Origin of the sequence: Thalassobacillus devorans, assembly GCF_900176565.1 — a bacterium.
GTDB lineage: Bacteria > Bacillota > Bacilli > Bacillales > Halobacillaceae > Thalassobacillus > Thalassobacillus devorans_A.
Genome location: NZ_FXEH01000005.1, coordinates 518,566 through 542,073 on the forward strand (window position 1 = coordinate 518,566; position 23,508 = coordinate 542,073).

Here is a 23,508-nt window from a genome sequence, read left to right on the forward strand (position 1 = left end):
AGGCAGTGTTATTTCTGCTTAAAAAAGGCGTCTATAACCGTGTTCACTAAAAACTTCAGATCATCTTCTGTTGAGGACAATGGAGGAGCGATGATTAGTACATTATTGTAGCCTGGGACAGTATCGCCGTTTCGACCGATAATCAGCCCTTTTTCCTTACAATATTGGATGACCGGGTTAATCAAATGATCGGCTGCCGGTTTTTTGGTGGTTTTGTTTTCTACCATTTCAATTCCATACAGGAAACCGATATTCCGAACCTCTCCCACGTTTTCATGTTCGATTAATCCTTTCAGTTCACCCAGGATAGACTCTCCCAGCTTGTTTACACGTTCGACGATGCCTTCACGTTCAATTATTTCAATGTTTTTCAATGCGACTGCGCAGGAAGCCGGGTGTCCCCCATAGGTGGAGACATGGCGGAAGTGGTTATGATCGCCTGCTTCCTTAAATTTTTCATAGATTTCAGATTTGACTGCCGTAGCCCCCAGCGGTAAATACCCGCTAGTTAAGCCTTTGGCCATCGTTACAATGTCCGGCTGTACCCCTTCCGCATGCATGAACCCAAACATCTTACCGGTACGACCGAATCCGGAAACCACTTCATCCATTATTAAAAGTACATCATGTTTCTTGCAGATTTCAGCCACTTTCTGGATATAAGCTGTTGATGGTATAATTACCCCTCCACCGGAAATGAACGGTTCCATGATTACACCGGCTACCGTTTCAGCTCCTTCCCAGGTAATCATCTGGTCGAGCATTTCAGCTGTAATTAAATCACTCTGCTCTGGGTCGTCTGTGCCAAAAATGCTCCGATAACTGTACGGCGGTGGTGTATGGAGGAAACCCGGAACACCAGGGTCATATTTCATCCGGCGGTTCGCCTGTGCCGTTGCGCTCAGAGCCCCTAAGGTAGTCCCGTGGTAGGCCCGATACCTGGAAATGAATTTGTATTTGCCAGGATTTCCGTTTTGGTTATGGTATTGACGGGCAATCTTGAAAGCGCATTCATTGGCTTCCGACCCACTGTTAGCAAAGAAGGTTCGATAGGATCCACCCAGCAATTCACTGATCTTAGCGGCTAATTCAATCGCCGGTCCATGACCGAACGTAAGCGGAGAATAGGAAAGATCTTTCATCTGTTCTGCTGCAGCATCTATAATTTCCTGACGTCCATGCCCCAGATTCAAACACCATAGACCAGATACCCCATCCATATATTTCTTCCCCTCCACATCGGTGAACCATGCGCCTTCCCCTTTATCGGCCACCATTCCTGGCTGATTCTTCTTATACCGATGCATCGCATGCCAAAGGTACTGTAAATCTTTTTCTAATAGACTTTCCTTTTCCATTTCCACTTTCATGGCACCCATCTCCTTTATACGTTTGATTACGATAGGACATTCATCCTAACATCAGCACTTATCTACAATTACCATTAAGAAGAAACGGCAGCGAAGCCATCCAGACTACGTTCCAAAGACTGGTATGGTAGTCTCAAAGCATCTGCTACTGCAGGATGTGTCACATTTCCATTCCAAGTGTTAATCCCTTTTGCGACAGCACTATTTACCTGTGCTGCTTGTTTAACACCCTTGTTAGCCAGCAGCACACCATACTGGGTCGTCACATTTGTCAACGCATAAGTGGACGTCCGGGATACAGCTCCAGGGATATTCGCAACCGCGTAATGAACAACTCCATGCTTTTCATACGTCGGCTGATCGTGGGTGGAAATCTGATTGGCCGTTGCGATCGATCCCCCCTGGTCAATGGCAACATCTACAATGACCGAACCTTTCATCATTGTTTTCACCATATCTTCTGACACCAGCCGTGGAGCACGTGCACCGGGGATTAACACAGCGCCTATCAGAAGGTCAGCAGATGCGACAGCTTCTGCAATGTTGAACTCATTGGACATTACAGTAACGACCCTGCCGTGAAATTCATTATCCAGCTCGCGCAGCCGGTTTGCGTTAATATCCAGCAAGGTCACATCGGCACCCAGTCCAATTGCCATCTTGGCGGCGTTCGTCCCCACCACACCACCGCCAAGAATAACTACCTTTCCCGGCTGCACCCCAGGAACTCCACCTAGAAGGGTACCTTTTCCTCCATTCAGCTTTTCAAGAAAATGAGCCCCGATTTGAACGGACATCCGCCCTGCTACTTCACTCATCGGTGTAAGCAGTGGAAGCGACCCGTTTTCCAGCTGGATCGTTTCATATGCGATGGCTGTCACTTTCTTGTCGAGGAGCTCCTGTGTCAATTCTTCTTCAGCGGCAAGATGTAAGTAGGTGAATAAGATGAGTCCTTCATAAAAATACTGATATTCTTCCGGTTGCGGCTCCTTCACTTTCAAAACCATCTCAGCAGTCCAGACTTCCTTTGGGGTAGAGACGATCTTTGCTCCTGCATCTTCATAGGCTTGATCAGAAATACCGCTGCCGATTCCTGCAGTCGATTCCACCCAGACTTCATGCCCTGCCTGTTTATAAGCAATAACACCTGCAGGGGTTATAGCCACTCGGTTTTCATTATTTTTTATTTCCTTTGGCACACCGATTATCATTGCATACCCTCCTTTTACTAACTAAGTCATTCAGACGTCCGGTGGTTCGGACCAGTTAAAAGAATAAAATATCCTTAGCTGTTTTTTCTGGATAAATTGATGGAAAAAGAGTACATATCAGAACGATAAAACCCTTCCTGATATTCAATCAGGCTTCCTTCCTGATCATAAATCATACGGTGAATCATTAAGGCACAAACATCGGAGGTTATTCCTAAGTGTTCTGCATCGGCCTCCTGGAAACATCCGCCTGAAATATTCTGTTTGGCATCAGCAAAGTGAATGCCCAGCTTTTTCTCCAACAAATCATATAAGGTTCCTTTATCAATGTCATAGTTTGCCAGCATGGTACCAATATCTACGGGATAGTATTGGTTCTCGATCGCTATTGGAATGTCATCGGCATAACGGATACGTTTGATAAAGTATGCCGTTTCAAGCCCCGTCGCCTCCACAATTTCCGGGGCGGGCTCAATGACTCCGTGGTCGAGCAGCTTTGCACCTGGTTTCATCCCCATATTACGGATAGTTTCGGTTGTACTGCTTAAGGATCCCAGCCAATCTTGAATCGGCTTAAAAGAAACAAATGTACCTTTCCCGTGCTTTTTTTCCAGTACTCCTTCACGCACCAGCAAATTGATAGCTTCTCGTACAGTACTGCGACTGACCGAAAATTGCTCCATAAATTCTCTTTCACTGGGAACTTTAGCCTGATACTCCCCATCAAATATCTTTTTCTCCAATATTTCTTTTAATTGAATATGAAGAGGAACGGGGTTCGACTGATCTAAAAACATGTACATGACCTCACTTTTCTTGATTACTCATGATGTAGAATAGTTATTACTTTGATATACTTCTTTGACACCTATCAGCCTCCTTCATAAACCTTACTAGTTACCAAATCTTAACTTATCGGTTACAAGTCAAGTATAAGCATATCCTCATATGGTTTTCAATAAATTCAGAAAAATTAAATTCTTCAAAAAGGTGATAAGTATCATAGAAAAATTTAATGAGCATTTGCTAGCTTGTGTATGACATGGAAAAGCACGTTTATCCCATGTTCTATGTCTTCCCAGAATGTTTCTTCTTCTTCACAATGGCTCTTTCCGTTTATGCTGGGCACAAATAACATCCCGGTTTCGGTGCTCTCTTGCATATACATAGCATCATGTCCTGCCCCACTGCTCATGCGTCTATAAGGAATATCCAGCTCTCGGCAATGGGCTTCCATGATAGAACCAATTAGGGGAGAAAATGCTACCGGAGGTTGTGTCCGTATTTCATTCAACGTAAGTGTAAGGTGGTTTGCTGTAACTTCTTCCTGAATAAGCTGTTTGATTTCATCTAAACCCTCATATAAATCGCCTTTATTCGGATGGCGGAAGTCAATGGTGAATAAAGTACTGCCTGGGATAGCATTAATGATGCCTGGTTTCGTTTGTATGTCCCCTACTGTGACAACCGTCAGTTGATCACGACTCCTGCCCCAATCATTCAATTTCTTTATAATGGATGAAGCAGTGACCAGGGAATCCTTTCTCATAGACATCGGGGTAGAACCGGCATGATCCGCTTCCCCTTCGATACAAACCTCCAACCAGGAGAAACCAGCCACTCCTTCTACTACACCGATGCTTTTTTGTTCTGATCCTAATATTGGTCCCTGTTCGATATGCAACTCAACAAAAGCATCCAAATTCTTCGCTCTATGTTTTTCCTCTCCCATAAATCCTATAGCATCCAGTGCTTCTTTAAAGGTTTTCCCTTTGTTATCTTTCCGTTGATACACATATTCTTTTGCGAATTTACCTGTCACCGCACCACTTCCAAGCATCTGAGGGGTAAACCTCGCTCCCTCTTCATTGGTGAAAGATACAATCATAATGGATTTGCGACATGTTGTTCCCTGTTCAATCAGTGACTCTATCACTTCAACTGCTGCTAAGACGCCTAACGTTCCATCGAATTTTCCTCCATTTGGTACCGTATCCAAATGTGATCCTAGCATGATAATCGAATCTTCTTCTACTCCGGCCAACATGCCATAAATATTTCCAAAGTCATCTACACGAACCGAAAGTCCCAGTTCTTCCATCCAGTGTACAAGTAATTGTCGTGCCTCCATATCTTCCCGAGTCAAGGCCAGGCGGCTAACCCCTCCTCCCAACGTTTTACCAATAGCATTCATCTTTTCCATGCGTTCCTTTAACCGGTGCAGGGAAACCATTGTGCATCTCCTCCTTCTATAATATATCCCTAGAATAAATCGCTTCCGTTTTATTTCCAATAGTCGTCCTTTCAGGAAATGCACAAGAATACAGTTATATTGGTAGTTTACGTAGACTTATATAAAGTTTTAATAAGTAAAATCAACAATAACAATGGTTGGAATTTTCCGAATATATTTTACTTTTATGATTACATAGACTACTATTTTTAAATAAGACGAGCTTATACTCTGCCTCGTCTATTTTAAAAAAGGAATGGAGGATATATTTATGGCTTGGTATCTGGCCTATATATTAGGCTATTTTACTTTTATGTTTGCCCTTGGATTCTATTATTTCACCAAGGTAAAAACAGCAGATTCCTATTTGATTGCCGGCTGGAATATGGGATTCTGGAACATCGTTGGTACGATTATCAGTACAAATGCCGGTGCTGCCGTTTTTATAGGGTGGATAGGAATGGGTTTTACTGTAGGGATGTCAGGATTTTTCAAGTTTGCACTACCAGCTTACCTGACCAGCATGTTACTCGTCGCCTTATTCAGTAAACCGTTGCGAAGACAAAAACTTTATACCATGGCAGATTTATTCGGGGAACGATTCGGTGCAAGAACAGGAATTGTGCCATCGATATTCTCTGCTTTTATTTATTCCGTCCCCACAACTGCTCTACAAATAGTCGGCATGAGTACCGTATTTAATATGGTTTTCAATATCGAACCAGCGATAGGAATCGCTATGTCGTTTATTTTAATATTAGCTTTTACCATTCTTGGAGGGCTGGTAGCGACTATCGTGACGGATGCCATTCAGAGCGTGATTTTAATTATTGGCATTATATTGTTATCCTTTGCAGCTTTGAATTATGGTGGTGGCCTTTCCAATGTCATTGCCAATACTCCTTCCCAATACTTAACACCTACTGGTGCAGAGGGACTAAGTGAAGTTTTGCTGTTTGCATTGACAGTGGCTCCTTTCTATTTGATTTGGCAATCGACATGGCAGCGGATCTTCGCTTCTAAGACCGAGAAAATAGCGATACGAGCAGGGCTTACCGGCTTCGCCATAGCCATGGTCATTTCTGTATTACCATACAGCATCGGGGTCATTGCCAGACAATTTGTTCCCGCTGATATTCATCCAGATTTGATTTTTTCCTATGTAACAGTCGAGCTGCTTCCTCCTGCTTTAGGGGGTCTCGTAATAATCGGTCTATTATCTGCTTTGATGACCGGGGCCGATTCTTTTATCCTGCAAGGAAGCTCCAATATTACACAGGACCTCTATCATCGACTAATTAATCCCAAGGCTACTGATAAACAAATGATGTTTATCTCCCGGGTAAGCGTAGTAATCATTTCGTTACTTTCCGTGATTGTCGCTTATTTACTTACAGATATTATCACCATGTATCAATGGGCATTAAGAATTTCCGCTACAACTCTAGTAATTCCATTCCTGGCTATAATGCTTTGGAGAAGAACGACAACCAAAGGTGTTGTTTCGAGTATGTTTGCCGGATGTTTGATCACGCTTTTATGGCCGCTATTTCCAACCAATGTAGACCAGGTTATCCCAGGGTTAATTGTTTCGTTTACCACTTTAGTTATTGTTAGTTTATGGACAAACCATTCCCCCAATGAAACCGTCAGAGCTGTATTTTGGGAAGACCTCCCATCAGCCAAAAGAAACATAGATAATTCCAGCGATTCAGATAATACACAAGTCAGTTAGAAAGGAGTAAGTTTATATGAATTTGGATTTAATCGTTACTAACGCGAATATTATTACCCTTGATTATCAGAACACCATGGCAAAATCTCTTCTTGTTTCTAACGGAAAAATTGTAAAGGTCGATGCTGATCCGATTCCGGATACTCATGGATATACGGTAACGGCAAGCACCGAAAAAATGGATCTGCAAGGTGCTACCCTATTACCTGGCTTCATTGACACGCACAGCCACTTGTTAATGTATGGCGAATTGTTAAATTACATTGATTTTCGTTACCCGCACACCACAAGCATTGAACAAATAAAAGAGAAAATCAAAGAAGCTACAAATGATACACCACCAGGAGAATGGATCATTGGCTGGGGTTACGATGACACGCTTCTGGCTGAAGGAAGGCATCCTACTATTTTCGATTTGGACGATGTATCCAGAGATCACCCTGTGTTTATCCGGCATATTTCCGGACATTTTGCTGTAATAAATTCAAAAGCTCTTGATTTAGCCGGTATAACAGCAGATACCCCAGATCCTTATGGAGGATTCTTCGGCCGTGATGAATCCGGAGAATTAAATGGAGTCATCCATGAAATTCCTGCCTTAGAAAAGGTCTTTCGGGTGTTGCCAGTATTAAGTGAACAGGAAAGTGTAGATAGTATCGGAAAAGCAGCCGAGATTTATCTTTCGCAAGGTATTACCACTTGTACCGACGCAGGTGTTGGGTTAGACAAAGGTATAAGCGAATTACATGCACACTTAGCTGCGATCCAATCAGGTAAAAACCCTCTTTCCATGAGGTTAATGGTGTTGCATCATTTATTAGGGGACGAGGGAGACTTTGCTGATTATAACGCTCAGGAATTACAAGAGGAAATATCTAAAAAAACAAACTATAAAGCTCGTTTGGACAGCGCCAAGATGTTTCAGGATGGCTCAATTCAAGGATATACGGGTGCTTTAAGAGAACCATACTATAGCAAACCATTCGAATCAGGAGGTTTACTGCATGAACAGGAAGCGTTCAATAATGAAGTGTTAGACCTTCATAACAGAGGCTTTCGCATCGCTATTCATGGGAATGGCGACCGTGCAATCGAATCAAACATCAATGCGATTAAGAACGCCGTAAATATGGTACCAAGAAAAGATCACCGCCACAGAATTGAGCATGTGCAAACAGCGGCTCCCGAAGATTTACGAATAATGAAAGAACATGGAATTGCGGCTTCTTTCTTTATTAACCATGTCTATTATTGGGGCGAACGGCACCGGGATATCTTCCTTGGACCAGAACGCGCAGCACATATTAACCCACTGGCCGATGCTAAGGAGTTGGACTTATTATTCACCCTCCACTCTGATTGTCCGATCACTCCGATTTCCCCCTTATTTTCTGTATGGGCGGCTGTCAACCGGCTAACCAGTAAAGGGAATGTGCTGGGGGAAAATCAAAAAATCGACGTACTAACAGCATTAAAGTCCATGACCATTTACGGGGCCGAGCTTAACTTTGAAGAGGACGAAAAAGGTACTATTGAAGTTGGAAAAAAAGCTGATTTTGTTGTATTAGAAGAGGACCCATTAACCTGTCGGCCAGAAGAAATAAAGAATATATCTATTCTGAATACAATCATTGATGGTAAAACAGTTTGGGCAGATAAATGTAAAAGTATTGTATAGCCTGGAAGATTGAGCTGCTCAAAAAATAAATGAACCAAAAGGTCTGATGAAATTGCTCTTTCAGACCTTTTGGTTCATTTTTCAATTAGTATAACTTACTGGCTGTATTCTTCGTAATCCCCATTTTCACTTTTTCTGCGTACTCATAATTCTTAATCGTTAGTCCGGTACATATCAAATCGATTAAGAATAACTGGGTTATCTTAGCCACTAGCGACCCACTGTCCAATGGGCTCTCTTTTGATGATGATAGTAAGACGTGATCCGCAAATTTCGTGAGAGGGGATCTGATATAGTTTGTGAGTGCAATGACTTGCGCGTTATTTTCCTTCGCAATAGCTACACTATCCACAATATCTTTGGTGCTCCCCGTCAGGCTTATAGCGATTACAACCGTATTTTCATTCATGGTTGAAGCACGCATCACTTGAAAGTGTGGATCAGCTATAACGTCGACATGTTTACCTATACGCATAAGTCGGGTCTGCATATCCTGGGCGGCAATACCAGATGAACCTACACCGAATACCACAACATCGTTCGACTCATGGATCGTGCTGATAGACTGCTGTAAGACGTCCGGGTCTACCAGGTCATAGGAATCCTCGATGGCCTGTACCATATTATTCTTGATTTTTTCTACGTACGTAGCTTCATTATCATCCTTGCCTTGCACTGACACTTCCTGAGCGAACAAAAACTTGAAATCCTGAAATCCCTTAAATCCCAGCTTTCGAAAAAAACGCAAGACCGTAGCCTCTGCCACACCGCTCGCCTCTGATAATTCCGTTAATGAATGATAGAGAACCTGCTGGCTGTTTGCTTGGATATACTGATATATTTTATTTTCTGACTTTGTAAAGTTAGGCTTATTTTGTTCCATTAAAATGGAGGGTTTCACACCATTAAGTCGGTTCTTTTCCATAAAATAATCCCCCTCTTTCTTCCTTTGCGGTCAATCAGCAAAATAATGGTAAGCAGCTCCCAGAAGGTTTGCTTTATTTTGATGAACTGCTATCCGAACATCCAGGTTTCTTCGATGATTCGGCATCACTTTTTTAAATAGCGATTGTTTAATATGGTTCAAAAGAAATTCACCTTGCGCAGAAACACCGCCACCGATGACAATCAGTTCTGGATTTAAAACATGGACAACCGACTTCAGGCCAGTCGTCAAATCATCCAGCCAGCGATTAAAAATTACCTCACTCTGTTTATCACCATACCGCAATTTTTCAAAGAATTCTATAACCTTTACTTTACTATCAAATGATTCATTTATCATCTTTTCCAGTGCAGAACTGGAAGCATATCTTTCGAGGCAGCCATAATTTCCACACGTGCAAGCCTGGCCGCCGGGATAGAGAGTGAGGTGACCGATTTCGCCGGCAGCATGAGTGGAGCCTGAATATAATTGACCATTTAAAATTAACGAACCGCCAATTCCCGTACCGATGGTCAAACATAAAAAGTTTTTCTTATCCGTTGCAGCTCCCTTCCAATACTCTCCGAGCGCTGCACAGTTGACGTCATTTTCCACTTTAACCTTCACCCCTGTTGCATTCCCAATACTATTCGCTATACCCATTCCAGTGTAATCAGGGATATTATCCGTAGCATGTACCACTACCCCTTTTACCGCATCAATCTGACCGGCCGTACTGATGGATATTCCATCTATATTCCAGGCTTTATTTATTTCCAGACTTTTAGTAATGACTTTTTTTATAATTGCTTCTCCGCCTTGATTCGCTTCTGTCGGAAAAGAACCTTCTTCCATAAATGAGCCATTCCTATCCACAACACCATACTTTATCGATGTTCCTCCTATATCAAATACGGCAATCAACATAGCTATTTCTCCTCTATATTCAAGTTAAAAAGAGAAAAACCTGCGCACAGGCTTTTCTCTTTAAAATTACGGGCTAAACAAGTTAGGTAAAAATAGTACAAGTTGTGGAAATATCGTTATGATAATCAATGTAACGAACAACGGAATCCAAAATGGAATGACCCCCCTGGTGATGACATGAATAGGTATATTACCCACTTTTGACACGACAAACAGTGCCATTCCCATAGGTGGGGTCAGAATTCCGATCATTAGGTTGAGTATAACAATAATTCCAAAGTGAACCGGATCGACTCCAGCCGCTACAACAACCGGCACCAAAATCGGTATCAATAAAATAAGCAAGGCCAACGATTCGATAAACGTACCCAAGAAGATCAAGAGTAGATTAATCATTAACAGTAATAATACTGGGTTTTCTGTTACATTTAAGAAAAAGTCTGCTATTTCCATGGCAACTCGTTCATGTGCGATCATCTGGCCAAAGAATTCTACAGCCATAATCATCAATACAGCTACCCCGGTCAATTTTAACGAATCAACCACATTATCAAAGAACTTCTTCAAAGTCAGTTCTCGATATAAAAAGAACCCCAGGATCATCGCATAAACGGTTGCTACCACAGCAGCTTCTGTCGGTGTGAATAATCCAGAAAAGATACCACCAATGATGATAACCGGTGTCATCAATGCCCAAAACGCTTCTTTGAAGTGAAAAGCTCGCTTTTTGAAGGTAGCTTTTTCTTCTTTAGGAAATCCACGTTTCTTTGCAAAAGCATAAGCGACCATCATCAAGCTGGCAGCCATGATAATACCAGGAATAACACCAGCTAAAAATAAATCAGCAATGGATTGATCAGAAACTACACCATAGATAATAAGTGGAATACTGGGAGGGATAATTGGTCCAATGATTGCTGAAGCTGCTGTAAGGCCTCCAGCGTAATCATCATCATATTTTCCATCACGCATCGACTTGATTTCTAATTGCCCCAGCCCGCCGGCATCAGCAAGGGCTGAACCGGACATTCCGGAGAACATAAGGCTCGCCATGATGTTCACATGTCCCAGTCCACCCATGAAGTGACCTACCAGCGATCTGGCAAAACTGAAAATCCGCTCAGTTATCCCAGAAGAGTTCATCAATGTTCCAGTTAATATAAAGAATGGTACAGCAAGCAACGAAAATGTATCCAGACTATCAACCAATTTTGCACCTGTGAAAAATACGAGGCTCCAGTCATTGGTGAGGAAATAAACAAATGCCGCGAGTAGCAACGTGAATCCTACTGGCATTCCCAAGAATAAAAGGACAAGCCATAATAACAAAATCATAAAGACATCCATTTATCCCACCTCCTTCTTACGCTTGATATCTTTGATGTTTTTTTCAATCAAACGATATAGCATAAGCAAGGATAAGACCGGGAGCGCCATGTACATATATACATAAGATATATTCAAGGAAACGATCTCCACAGGAAGTTTACGCATCGACATTTCATATCCGATATAAGCCATTACTATTAATATGGCTCCTATCAAAATTTGAAGGATATAATGGATAATATTCTGTATGCTGACTGGCAATTTGTCAAAGAAGTATTCGATTCTGACATGTCCATCACTTTTAATCTCAGAGGAGACGGCAAGGTAGGCGACATATACAAACAGAAACCTTGCCAGCTGCTCAGACCACGTATTCGGATTATCCAGTACCTGTCGTGAAAATATCTGGATGACCAGCACCACTAATATGACAATGAATAGCGATCCACCAATAATCTCCTCAAGATTCCGTAAGAACTTTTTCATAAACATTCCCCTAAATCGAGTTTGAATTACCGTGCGTCTTCAATCTGCTGTAAGTAGTCCTCTCCATCGCCTTCAATATCTTCCAGGTATTTAGGATAAGCTTCGGAGACTGCATTTCTGAACTCCTCTAAATCAGGCTCGGTTACTGTTACACCTTCTTCTTCAAACTTAGAAATCAAGCTTGCTTCTTCCTCTTCAAATAGCTTGGTATGTTCTTCGGCAGCTTTATCAATTCCATCTTGCAATATGGTCTGAAGATCTTCAGGTAATGTGTCCCACGTCTTTTTACTTACTACATAATTGGCATCATTAACCACATGATTTGTCAAAGCAAGGTAATCCTGTACCTCATAGAACTTTTGTGCATCAATGGTGGAAAGAGGATTCTCCTGGCCGTCGACAGAATTGGTCTGAAGCGCCATGTAAACTTCTGTAAATGCCATTGGGGTAGGAGATGCACCAGTAAATTTAGCATAATCAAGTAGTGTATCGGCTTCAGGGACGCGGAGCTTCAATCCTTCCATGTCACTTAATGATTCTATTGCACGGTTGGAAGTTGTCTGGCGTGTACCATTATAGGCAGTTGCCGCAACCATCCAGTTGTGGTCTGTCTCGAGCTCCTCATGAAGTTCTTTACCATAATCCGTTTCATATACAGCACGTTTTAAATGATCGAAGTCATCGACAATATATGGGAGACCCATCAGTTCGGCACGAGGAACCCATATCCCGAACCTTCCTGTTTCAGCAAGTGTAATGTCTAAGCTATCTTCTCTTACTTGCTCCAACATTGCACGGTCATCTCCAAGTTGAGAATCTGCATAAATGTTAATGGTCAGTTGTCCATCACTTTCTTTATCAACATAATCAGCAAGTACCTCAGCTGCCTTGTATTCATTTTGAGCAGTTCCGGCTACCATTCCGAACTTCAACTCAAAGTTTTCCTCATCAGATGAAGAGTCAGCACCTGCAGAACTTGTTTCATCTTCTCCAGAACAAGCGGCTAAAGCGAATACCAAAACTAACAAAAAGCCTAACTTCATGATATGTTTCTTCATAAAATAACCCCTCTCCCTTTAAAATAATGTCTCACACATGTTTGAAACGCTTTCATTTATTAGTAAAAATATATCACCATGAAAGTTTGTTGTCAATATTACAATTATTATGAAAATAAACTATCAAAAAAGAAATTTATTTAAAATACTTGTCAGCAATTTCATTAGCTCTTGTTACTTCTATTTCCGTTAGTGCACGCATCGGCTTTCGACAGAATCCAGCGTCCACACCTTTATACTTTAGTACTTCTTTGATCGTTTGATAGAGTCCATTATCAAGGATTTCAGCAATTAGATCGTTCGTTACTTCTTGTACTGCTCTCGCCTCTTGGTTCTTACCACTTTGCGCCAATTCGAATATCTGCTTTGCCCGTTGTCCATTCAGATTGAATGTACTGCCAATAGCTCCATCGATATCTAATACACTTGCTGGCAGAAGCATTTCATCAAATCCAGAATAGATCAGTTTCTCTGGAAACTTGTGCCTGATTCGCTCCAGCAGGAAGAAGTCTGGTGCTGTGAATTTCACGCCAATGATTTTTTCATGTTCAAATAGCTCAGCAAATTGATCCAGGTTCATATTGACCCCTGTCAATGCCGGGATGGAATAAATGATCAAATCGTTATCAACGCTTTCTAGAATTGTCTGATAGTAGTCTTTGATCTCTGCAAAATCAAATTTATAATAAAATGGCGTGACAGCAGAAATTGCATCATACCCCAAATCTGTCGTGAACTGGGCCAGTTCCACTGCTTCATCGATATTCAAAGAGCCCACTTGACCAATAAGCTTCACTTCGCTGCCAACTTCATCCTTAACAATTTCAAATACCTGTTTCTTTTGATCCGTGGATAACAGGAAGTTCTCCCCGGTACTACCATTTACATAAAGACCATCCACTTTGGAAACATCAATATTATACCTGACAATTTCTCGCAAGCCTTTCTCATTTATGTTGCCTTGTTCATCAAAGGAACACATTAAGGCTGAAAATAATCCTTTCATACTTATCCCCCTATTATTTGCTAGATTCATATTCATTCACTTGATCGATGGCTGCTGCAAATCTCTTAGTAATCAATTGCGGCCTCGTGATTGCACTGCCCACCACCACTGCATGTGCACCTAGTTCTAAAGCTTTTTTCACTTTTTCCGGTGTATCATAGTTGCCCTCTGCTATTACGGGAATAGAGACAAGCCCCATTACCTTCTCCAAGACATGTAGCGGAACCACACCTTCCGTATAGCCGGTATATCCTGCAAGCGTTGTCGCAACAATATTTACGCCCGCTCTTTCTGCTACCATTGCCTCTTCCGGCGTAGATACATCTGCCATAAAAAGCTGTTGCGGAAATTCCTTTTTCACTTTTTGAAAGAACTCAGTAAATCCTTGCTCATCCGGCCGCTTACGGCAGGTAGCGTCGAAAGCAATGATGTCACACCCTTCTTCGTAAAGCTCCCTCACCTCTTTAATGGTCGGGGTAATCCTTACATCATTATCAGGGTAATCCTTCTTGATAATCCCAATGATAGGAAGGTCGACCTCCTGCTTAATCGCCTGAATATCCCTTACTGTATTCGCCCTTATGCCTGCAGCCCCGCCTTGGGCTGCTGCTAAGGCCATCTTGCTCATGATGTACGGATCGTGAAGCGGTTCTCCTTCCAGTGCCTGACAGGATACAATCAATTTTGACTTTAAATTTTTTACTAGATCCATAAATGATCCCCTTACCTAATTTGCCATACTAATGTCTTTTTTTAAAAACGCTTTCAGTAAGTTCACTATAAACCTATGATTGTAGATTGTCAATATTAAATATTATATTGACAATCTACAATCATAAATACAAAAAGGGCATCATTTTTTATAGGTGATGCCCTTTTTAATAGACCTACTATTCTACTATTTTGAAGCTGTTATTATTTCATCTTCCAATAAAATAGCTTCTTGATATAGTTTTCCGTATTCATTAAACCACCGTGAGTTTTCAGCTGACTCAATCTTTACATCATGTATCCCAGCGGGCAAATCAGGCAGTGTGCCAGTAAATGTAAAATGGTTATTATTTTGTTCTTCTAATTGTAAAGTTATCTGTTTCCCGCCAACGGTACCATGAAGCTGCCTTTCTCCCATTAACATCATATATGCATCTTCAAATGATACATCCACACTTATTTCATCACCTTCAACATATACGGGAGGAGGATTAGAGATAATATGAGCCGTTTCTAAAGTCGGATCAGGAGCTTCTCTGAATTTGTCCCATTTCAGAAATTCCTGATTAAATTTGATGAAATCCATTTCCGTGTTGGGAGTCCCCTCATAGAAAAGTCCTAACTTCCCGTCACTCAAGTTAGCAAGACTGGAATACCCATAATGTCCTTCTTTGACAAGCTGTTCATATTTCCAATTGAAATCATACTTTAAACGGCCATTTTCATACGTACCGTTTTCCTCTATTAGGCCGAAACGGACTGCTCCATTGATTCTGCTGGAATTATCATTAGCACTAGACAGTACTACTGCTTCTTTGCCGTCAACCATTCCCTCATACTTGATAGCTGACATTTGACTGTATGGCGCATCTACTGCTTCTTCGGTAATTACCTCATGATGCCATGTTTCTCCACCATCGAAACTAGTTGCAATTTGTGGATGGCCACTATGATTCCTCATGAACAACTTCAGTTGACCGTCTGGCATCTCCACAACCTGGGCTTCTGTAATTTCATACTGCCAGCCTTCAAAGGTTTTCTCATCTAACACTTTGTCGTCACCGACTATTCTGCCATGATTTGGAGACTCACCCCGATGCCATGTTTCTCCGTTGTCATCACTATAAATGACCGCACTGGCCTGGCGATTATTATCATTGATGAAATAAACTGGGAAAACCAGCCTTCCCTGATTCGGTCCTTCTTTCAATTGAATTCCATTACCAGGGCCAGCTCCCAAAAACATCATCCAATCTTCTTTGACTTCATCATTCAAGTCAATCGGGCCAGTCCATGTTTCGCCTTCGTCATCACTATAATATAACTCAAGATAAGAAGTCTTAAATGGCTTTAACGGAGAAGTCTCACTGAAGATGTTATCTATTTTCTCATCATCCTGATATAAATCCCTCTCCATATCGACTGTATATTCAGTAAGCGCTCCTGATTCATCATAAACCTTGCCTTCCTCACGAATCGTATATTCGTTTCCACTTTCATCGGTAAGAAACATATATTCTTTTCCATTAACCGTTTTAAACCCAGTTCCCTTGGAAACGTTCGTACCGAATCCTCCCATCAATCCAGCTCCATGGGGAAATCCATCCACTAAAGCAAAAATTCGTTCAGTTGAGTGATCTTGCAAGAAAGCTAAGTCAATATTGGACGCTTCATCTGGATAATCATTGATAACAATTCCTTCATCCCAGGTTTCGCCTTCATCAAAACTTCGCCTGATTACTGCATCAATATTATTGGGGGAATCAGCCCCACTCTCAACTCTTCTGTCGATTCCGGCAATAAGAGTTCCCGCTTCCGTGTTAAACAAAGCAGGAATACGATAATTATTTGAATCCATGAACCCTGGATAAAAAAGGCTTGTAGGTTCTGTAATGTAGGCGTCCTCGGGCATTGGATTTATCAATGCTTCTTTTGAGGTTACTTCGGTGATGTTAGTAAGTAGGTGATCAGAGAGGGGAGTGGAGTAGAATTCAAAGAAGTCAATATCCCCTTCAAACGGATAAGGATTTCCTCCCGATGCCCGTTCTGTTATTCCCAGTTTTGCACTGTTTGGTTCGTAGATGTTATCGAGGAATTTCACAGGTGAAGTTTGATCATGCTTTATTAATTCACCATCAAGAAAATATTTATAACCTTCCTCCTTGTCTACGGACATTGCTAAAGTATAAACTTCACCTTTTTTTAAAGACAGATTAGGGGCTTGGATGTGTGTATTTTCTTGTGGTTCACCTGGCTTTTCATAGCGATTCTCACTTCCAATCGCTCCAGGCGATACATATAAATGAAAATGACCGTTTGCAAGTCTGTTATTGCTTAAAGAAAACAAAGACATAATCGAATCACCAGTATAACGGAATCTGACCACAATCGTTCCTTCTTCTTGCTGCTTTAGGATGTCTAACTTATTATTTAAATCTACCGATTCGCCACTTGATAGTTGTTTGTTCTCGATTCGCAATATCGGCTCTATCTCTTCTTCAGAAATAGCAGACACTCCAGCGACAGGTTGAAAAGCTGAAATTACCAAAAGGAATACCAGCCCAAGCAGAAAAGCTTTTTTGTTCAAACAATCTCCTCCTAGTTTATAAAAATGTTTATGGCAGCTACCCTCCTATTTTGAAATATTTTTCCATTTAGAAAGATAGTAACATTATGAAAATAAAACATCAATATTAATTTTAATGATGACAATAAATAATCAAAAATTATTGGTCACTTCGTTAATAGACTTATATAAAAAGCACACAAACGAAAATTAACGTTTGTGTGCTGAATACTAATTTCAGTTATATATCCTCGGTATTTCTTTTTCCCACGTTTTCTCGGTTACTTTTTCATCATTTTCATACGCCCATATTTTATTGACCAGATAGAACGTTGTCGCATCACTGGTCATTTCACTGAATGTTTTCACCTTTGTCTGCCAATCCTCCCTGCCGATGGTTAACTCCCATTCGCACTGAACCTTGGCGGAGGCAGGATTCTTTTCTTCTATTATATAGACGTTTTTATTGGTACTTCCATACTCTATCCCATTGGCAGGCAGCCTGCGCTTTCCTTCATCAGAAAAGTCATGCAGCGTCCATGTCTGCTGGATAGGGTCATGGGTGATTTCCTGTGTTCTTTCTTCTTTTCGTAGTATCTCTCTTTCCATGACTGTTGCCGTTTCTGGTGGCTGGAACTTGCCTGCTTGGCTGTCCTTCTCACTCGGTACTCTCTTAGGCATTTCCAGGTAAGTGGAGTCTCCAGTATATAAGGTAAGCTCCACTTCTTCAGGAGAAGGCCATGCCTGTGGCCAATAGGTGGGAGCAATAGCCACTTCCAAACGATGTCCTTCAGGAATAACTTGTCCCAATGAATCAAGTTTGATAGCTGCATGATACGTCTTCCCTGGCACCAATGCTTCAGGGTTTTCATGGGAATCCAGATGATTCAGATTCAGCATTCCCCAACTGATTAACGTAGACTCTCCTGTCGGTGATTTATCCGATAAGCGCACAGCCACGAAAGCATTTTCTTTGTTAGCAGAGAAATTCATATGAAAGACCGGGTGTCCAAGGTATTCTGTTTGTTTAGAAAACGGTTGAGATTGGAACACAACCGATTTTCCATTTTCTAACCTCTGATCGGCAGGCAGATCACCAGGTTGACCAAATGGGCAATACGTACCCGCATAAAATCCATGCTCCTGAACACTGGGCACTACTATTGCTTCCCTGGATGATGCCTTCTCCTGCAATTCATCAGAAGAAACAAACCATTTCTCTTCCTTTAATTGCGGGGATGGCCAGGATTCGTCCCCCACCCATTTTCCTGGGCGTTCATCATAACTGACAGCAGGTTTGACACTGTCCTGCATCCAGGAAGTGAGTTTAGGATCATCCATGATTCCTGTATCAATACCTTTCAGCCAATGATCCCACCAACGGATACATTCCTGCAGGAACCCAATGGTCGGTTCAGGGGTAGCAACTTCAGGAAACTCATGTGCCCACGGGCCGATAATCCCTTTGCTTTCTTTTGGCAGGTTCTCTAATAGGCGGAAAACGGCATCCGTATATCCATCCTGCCACCCACTGACAGCAAAGACAGGGATTTGAATGTCATCATAATTTTCGCAGACAGACCCATGCTTCCAATAATCATCCCGTGTTTGATGGGTCAGCCATTCTTCTACAAAAGGAGGGGTATTTTCGAGACGATCCATCCAATTTTCTTTCCAGATTTCCCCAACCACTGCCGGGTCTTGCGGACGGACATTATAAGCGAACATCGTTGAGGCCCACCAAAGCATGTCCGAAGCAAGAATATTTCCTCCCCGATAATGTACATCATCCGCATACCTATCATCCGTGGAGCATAATGTGATGATTGTTTTTAAAGCACGATGCTGCCTGGCAGCTACCTGAAGTCCATTAAAACCGCCCCATGACTTACCAATCATGCCTGCAGCACCGGTCGCCCACGGCTGATTTTCTATCCAGGTAAGTATGTCTAAAGCATCGTCTTGCTCCTGCTTCGTATACTCATCTAATAGAATGCCATCTGAATTCCCGGTACCTCTAATATCAACCCGGATACTGGCATAGCCATGTCCTGCAAAATATGGGTGTCTTGCCGAATCACGTATGGCTGTAAAATCATCCTTACGATAAGGGAGATATTCCAAAATGGCAGGGACTGGATTATCCTCTGCATCTGTCGGGAGCCATATTGTGGCAGATAATTTTGCACCATCAGACATAGGGATCCATATGTTTTCTATCTTTTTCACTTTTCTAGGGTAATCGGTTTTTACCTTTCTTCGGTCAGAATCTTTTATGTTAAATACCACCGGTTTCCACCTCTTTCAAAATTCGATGTTTAAGTCAACTTTTTCTCTATTAACTTCTGGTATGGCATGAACCAAAATTTCCCGCACATATTTTAACGTTAGATAAACTGCTTCATCTTTTGCTAAAGGACGTCGTTCATTGATGTAAGTGCTCATCATGCCTTTCCAAATCATTAAAGTCATATCGGAAATAAGTTCTACTTTTTCTTCCTGGATCAAACCTTCTTCAACAGCTTGCTGAATAAAGAGAGCACTACGCTTAGAAAAACTATGTTCTGTGATAATAGATCTTATTTCTTGCGGCAGCCCAATTAAATCATCAGCGTAAATATCATAATAGTGATCAAGGAGATCCTGGGCAGAGCCCCCAACATTTTCGATGAAAATTACTTCATAGATTTTTGGTTGTTCAAAACTATGTTCACAAAAACATTCCCAGGCATACAGCCATTTTTCCAACGTGTTATTACCCTTTTCTAAATAAGCAGGCAGCTCTTCTGTATAGCTTTTTGTGAAGCGCATCGCTGCAAAAAATTTCAAATGAGAAAGGTCTTTGAAGTAGTTATAAGCAGTGGAACTAGTGAAACCGGCTCTATCTGCTATCTTACGGATGGTTACATTTTCAATGCCTGACTCTTCGATCATCTCTACAGCAGCCTCCATGAAATAGTTCCACATCCGCGCTTTTTTCAATTTTTTTCTGTTATCTTCCATATCACTCATCCTCTATTTTTTATCATCTATATAAACATGCAAATGTTCATTGCTCTTTAACCATTTAATAAGAGAATAAGCCATCAGGATATACATTATCAATACAGGGACAGATACTAATACCGAAGAAGTCTGGACAACATCCAAGCCTCCGACAATGGTCAAACTAATTGCCAGCGCAGAAAGTAAAATACCCCATAGCAGTCGATGCCAACGGGCAGGTTCCGCCCCATCTTCCAACTCCCTGGTAGCAACGCTTGCAATGACATAACTTGCTGAATCAAGAGATGTAGCCAAAAATATAAAGCCCAATATTACAAAAAATGTTGACACTAATATAGGAAGCGGGAGTGAGTTCAACACTTCTACAATGACGGAAGGGCCACCTTTCTCCGTAAGAATGGATGTTAGGTCTACTTTGTCGGTCAATTGCAGATTCATGGCATAGCCACCAAAAACCCCGAAATATAACCAACTGCCAAGTGACCCCCATAATAAAACATTAGAAACTAATTCACGGATGCTTCTTCCTTTGGAAATACGAGCTACGAATATTCCTATAAATGGAGCCGTAGCCGCAAACCATGCCCAGTAAAAGACAGTCCAGGCCTGTAGGAAGCCACCTTGGTTGATAGGATCGGTGTAAAGGCTCATGCGCATAAATTTGTCCAACATGATTCCCAAACTATCTGTAGTATAAGAGAGAATAAAAAAAGTCGGACCAAAGATGATGACGAATAATGCTAGGCCTAAAGCCATATAAACATTCCAGTCGCTCAGTTTGCGAATACCTTTGTAAAGGCCGAAATAGGCACTGGTACTGAAAATAAATGTCCAGATGACAATAATGGTAAGGTTAAGCCATAAAGAAGGCTCGATACCAAAAAGGTTTCCTAATACGGCAGCCACCATAGGTACTCCAAGCCCTAAGGAAGTACCAAGCCCGCCTATCATACTCCATATCACTAATACATCAATTGTTTTCCCAAGAAAACCGTCTGCATGTTTTCCTAATACTCCCCTGCAAGCAGCACTGATTTTCAACGAACGATCCTTTCTAACAAAAAAACTATACGCCATGACTACTGCTGGAAGCGCATATAAGGCCCAGGCAGAAATTCCCCAATGAAAAAAACCGTAACTCAGAGCATACTCTGCTGCTTCATTGGTACTTGGCTCAATTCCAAATGGAGGGCCTGTGTAGTAATAAAGCGGTTCGACAATGGACCAGAACATAATGCTGGTTCCCATACTTGCACAAAATAACATGCCACCCCAACTGAAACGAGAGAATTCAGGTTTATCTTGTGGATCGCCCAACTTCACTTTTCCATATCTGCCGATCATCAGCCAAATAAGTATAATAAATAGTCCTATCGTTAAGAATTCGAATGCCCAATCCAATCGATTATTGATTGCGGACATCATACCCGAAATAACCGGTGCTGCTGATTCTCGTAATATAACAAGCAACAGGGTTACGACGACAACTAAAATCAATGACGGCCAAAAAATACTTTTTTCTAAATTAGCTTTCATAAGAGTTTGCATTCCTCCCCTATTTATGAACACGTTCTTTTTATGAACATGTTCATATTAACATAACAATAAGATTTGTCAAAAAATTATTGAAAAATAAAATCACCCCGGAGCCCTCCAAATTTTGGAGGGCTCCGGGGTAGACTCACAGCTAGCGTACTTTATTGTTCAAATGTTTGATCAACTGAAAGAATAGAAGCATGATTCGACGAAATCCTTGTAAATGACTAATAAAAGCACACCAAAATAGAAAGACCAATAAAAAATGTCGTTAAAATACTTCCATCCAGTTCCCTCTTATATACCCTGCAAAGTTTCAATTCGCAGAAGCAAGGGTACGCTTATAACAGAGAAAACGACGGAGGTACATCATGAACGAATTAATGGTTTCGGTGATCATCCCTGGCTATAATGAAGCTGAAAATATCAATCCGGTATATAACGCCCTCCAAATGGAGTTTTCCACGCTTCCCTACTCCTGGGAAGTCGTATTTGTCGATGACGGAAGTCAGGACGACACCTTACTGAATATCCGGATCCTGGCCGATAAGCATCCGGAAGTGAAATATGTGTCCTTCAGCAGGAACTTCGGCAAGGAATCCGCCCTCCTTGCTGGACTTCAGCATGCGAAAGGTGACGCAGTAATCATCATGGACGCCGATCTCCAGCATCCGCCTGCACTGATTCCTGAATTGATCGCAGGCTACCAGGAGGGTTACCAGCAGGTGGTCGCTAAACGTAACCGAAACGGTGAAGGCAGACGCCGATCCTTCCTCTCTTCCCTTTACTATAAAGCGGTCAACCGGTTGATCGATGTAAAATTGAATGACGGCGAAGGCGACTTCCGGCTGCTGGGTAGACAGGCAGTCGATGCCATCCTAAGCCTTAGTGAGGGAAACCGGTTTTCCAAAGGGCTGTTTTCCTGGATCGGCTTTGATCAGAAGACGATCCATTTTGACAATGTCGAGCGGGAAAACGGTGAATCGCAATGGTCGCTGAAACAGCTTTTGGAATACGGAATCGAAGGAGTCATTTCATTTAACCAGCGCCCGCTCCGCCTGGTTTTGTACACCGGGTTAATCATTATGAGCCTTAGCCTTCTCTATATTATGATCATGTTCGGGATAATCCTCATAAGAGGCGTAGACGTGCCGGGCTATTTTACCACCATTTCATCTATCTTGTTCCTCGGCGGGGTGCAATTGGTGAGCCTTGGTGTAATCGGGGAATATGTGGGCAGAATCTATATGGAAACGAAAAAACGACCACACTATTTGATAAAAGAAAGCAATGTGAAGAGGGATACTCGTGATCAAAGGAAGTCAGTTGCAGAAGACGATCGCTATGAAAAAGTGGAATAATGAATTCACCCGGTTCGTCATCGTCGGCGGACTGAATACGGCGAATTACTATCTTTTTTATGTTCTTTTTTATAACCTGATCGGGTGGCATTACCTCCCCTCCCACATCCTTGCCTTTTTCATCAGTATGGTCATTTCCTTTTTCCTTAACGTGTACTTCACCTATAAAGTCAAACCGACTTTGTCTAAATTCCTGATGTTCCCGTTCACCCAGGTGGTCAATATGTCGGTGTCTTCGCTGTTGATCTATGTATTTGTCGACCTGCTCCACATTAACGGAAACATCGCTCCACTTGCCGCGGTCATTTTTACCGTGCCAATTACATTCATTGTAACGAGTAAAATTTTGAAGAGGTAAGGCGTGAACAAT

General features: G+C 41.8%; 19 protein-coding genes. 4 read left to right on the forward strand and 15 right to left on the reverse strand.

The features are described 5' to 3' along the window. Window positions 1-8: 8 nt before the first annotated feature. The 4 genes from B9Y67_RS07295 to B9Y67_RS07310 form a co-directional block, all read right to left on the reverse strand. Window positions 9-1,370 (reverse strand): aminotransferase, encoded by a 1,362-nt coding sequence (locus B9Y67_RS07295; protein WP_085506085.1) that lies wholly within the window; start codon window positions 1,368-1,370, stop codon window positions 9-11. A 74-nt stretch (window positions 1,371-1,444) separates the two neighbouring features. Then, the gene (gene ald, locus B9Y67_RS07300) at window positions 1,445-2,581 is read right to left on the reverse strand and encodes an alanine dehydrogenase (protein WP_085506086.1); all 1,137 of its coding nucleotides are present in this window, start codon (window positions 2,579-2,581) and stop codon (window positions 1,445-1,447) included. 74 nt (window positions 2,582-2,655) lie between these two features. Further along, complete coding sequence (locus B9Y67_RS07305) at window positions 2,656-3,378, reverse strand: GntR family transcriptional regulator (RefSeq protein ID WP_085506087.1); 723 nt, start codon at window positions 3,376-3,378, stop codon at window positions 2,656-2,658. Between the two features lie 215 nt (window positions 3,379-3,593). Next, window positions 3,594-4,814, reverse strand: coding sequence for a Zn-dependent hydrolase (locus tag B9Y67_RS07310; RefSeq protein ID WP_085506088.1), 1,221 nt, complete (start codon window positions 4,812-4,814; stop codon window positions 3,594-3,596). Between the two features lie 271 nt (window positions 4,815-5,085). Between B9Y67_RS07310 and B9Y67_RS07315 the strand changes: the two genes are divergently transcribed. Both B9Y67_RS07315 and B9Y67_RS07320 read left to right on the forward strand, forming a co-directional pair. Continuing rightward, a complete protein-coding gene (locus B9Y67_RS07315; protein ID WP_085506089.1) occupies window positions 5,086-6,549 on the forward strand; it encodes a sodium:solute symporter family protein in 1,464 nt (487 codons plus the stop codon). 16 nt (window positions 6,550-6,565) lie between these two features. Next, window positions 6,566-8,227 carry an amidohydrolase gene (locus B9Y67_RS07320; protein WP_085506090.1) on the forward strand — a complete coding sequence of 554 codons (1,662 nt, stop codon included), beginning with the start codon at window positions 6,566-6,568 and terminating at the stop codon, window positions 8,225-8,227. 85 nt (window positions 8,228-8,312) lie between these two features. Here B9Y67_RS07320 and B9Y67_RS07325 read toward each other — a convergent pair whose 3' ends face one another. The 11 genes from B9Y67_RS07325 to B9Y67_RS07370 all read right to left on the reverse strand — a co-directional run bounded on the left by B9Y67_RS07325 (window position 8,313) and on the right by B9Y67_RS07370 (window position 21,777). Next, complete coding sequence (locus B9Y67_RS07325) at window positions 8,313-9,152, reverse strand: MurR/RpiR family transcriptional regulator (protein WP_085506091.1); 840 nt, start codon at window positions 9,150-9,152, stop codon at window positions 8,313-8,315. Between the two features lie 30 nt (window positions 9,153-9,182). Further along, window positions 9,183-10,079, reverse strand: a complete 897-nt coding sequence (locus B9Y67_RS07330) for an ROK family protein (RefSeq protein WP_085506092.1) — start codon at window positions 10,077-10,079, stop codon at window positions 9,183-9,185. 66 nt (window positions 10,080-10,145) lie between these two features. Next, window positions 10,146-11,426, reverse strand: a complete 1,281-nt coding sequence (locus B9Y67_RS07335; RefSeq protein WP_303393601.1) for a TRAP transporter large permease — start codon at window positions 11,424-11,426, stop codon at window positions 10,146-10,148. Then, complete coding sequence (locus B9Y67_RS20975; protein ID WP_254901740.1) at window positions 11,427-11,894, reverse strand: TRAP transporter small permease; 468 nt, start codon at window positions 11,892-11,894, stop codon at window positions 11,427-11,429. It lies immediately after the preceding gene. 26 nt (window positions 11,895-11,920) lie between these two features. Next, window positions 11,921-12,952 carry a sialic acid TRAP transporter substrate-binding protein SiaP gene (locus tag B9Y67_RS07340; protein ID WP_085506093.1) on the reverse strand — a complete coding sequence of 344 codons (1,032 nt, stop codon included), beginning with the start codon at window positions 12,950-12,952 and terminating at the stop codon, window positions 11,921-11,923. A gap of 136 nt (window positions 12,953-13,088) precedes the next feature. Further along, entirely contained in the window at window positions 13,089-13,958 is an 870-nt protein-coding gene (locus B9Y67_RS07345) for an N-acetylneuraminate lyase (protein WP_085506094.1), read from the reverse strand. Window positions 13,959-13,971: 13 nt separating this feature from the next. Continuing rightward, on the reverse strand, window positions 13,972-14,670 hold the full coding sequence (locus B9Y67_RS07350) for an N-acetylmannosamine-6-phosphate 2-epimerase (protein WP_085506095.1): 699 nt from the start codon (window positions 14,668-14,670) through the stop codon (window positions 13,972-13,974). Between the two features lie 186 nt (window positions 14,671-14,856). Further along, window positions 14,857-17,256: a sialidase family protein gene (locus tag B9Y67_RS07355; RefSeq protein WP_085506096.1), complete on the reverse strand. Its 2,400-nt coding sequence runs from the start codon at window positions 17,254-17,256 to the stop codon at window positions 14,857-14,859. A gap of 216 nt (window positions 17,257-17,472) precedes the next feature. Next, the gene (locus B9Y67_RS07360; RefSeq protein ID WP_085506097.1) at window positions 17,473-19,524 is read right to left on the reverse strand and encodes a CocE/NonD family hydrolase; all 2,052 of its coding nucleotides are present in this window, start codon (window positions 19,522-19,524) and stop codon (window positions 17,473-17,475) included. 15 nt (window positions 19,525-19,539) lie between these two features. Continuing rightward, complete coding sequence (locus tag B9Y67_RS07365) at window positions 19,540-20,238, reverse strand: TetR/AcrR family transcriptional regulator (protein ID WP_085506098.1); 699 nt, start codon at window positions 20,236-20,238, stop codon at window positions 19,540-19,542. 12 nt (window positions 20,239-20,250) lie between these two features. Next, window positions 20,251-21,777: a BCCT family transporter gene (locus tag B9Y67_RS07370; RefSeq protein WP_254901741.1), complete on the reverse strand. Its 1,527-nt coding sequence runs from the start codon at window positions 21,775-21,777 to the stop codon at window positions 20,251-20,253. Between the two features lie 371 nt (window positions 21,778-22,148). Here B9Y67_RS07370 and B9Y67_RS07375 point away from each other — a divergent pair, with 371 nt between their 5' ends. Then, complete coding sequence (locus B9Y67_RS07375) at window positions 22,149-23,138, forward strand: glycosyltransferase family 2 protein (protein ID WP_085506100.1); 990 nt, start codon at window positions 22,149-22,151, stop codon at window positions 23,136-23,138. Beyond that, a complete protein-coding gene (locus B9Y67_RS07380) occupies window positions 23,122-23,496 on the forward strand; it encodes a GtrA family protein (protein WP_085506101.1) in 375 nt (124 codons plus the stop codon). Before B9Y67_RS07375 ends, B9Y67_RS07380 begins: the two co-directional genes overlap by 17 nt. The last annotated feature ends 12 nt before the right edge of the window (window positions 23,497-23,508 follow it).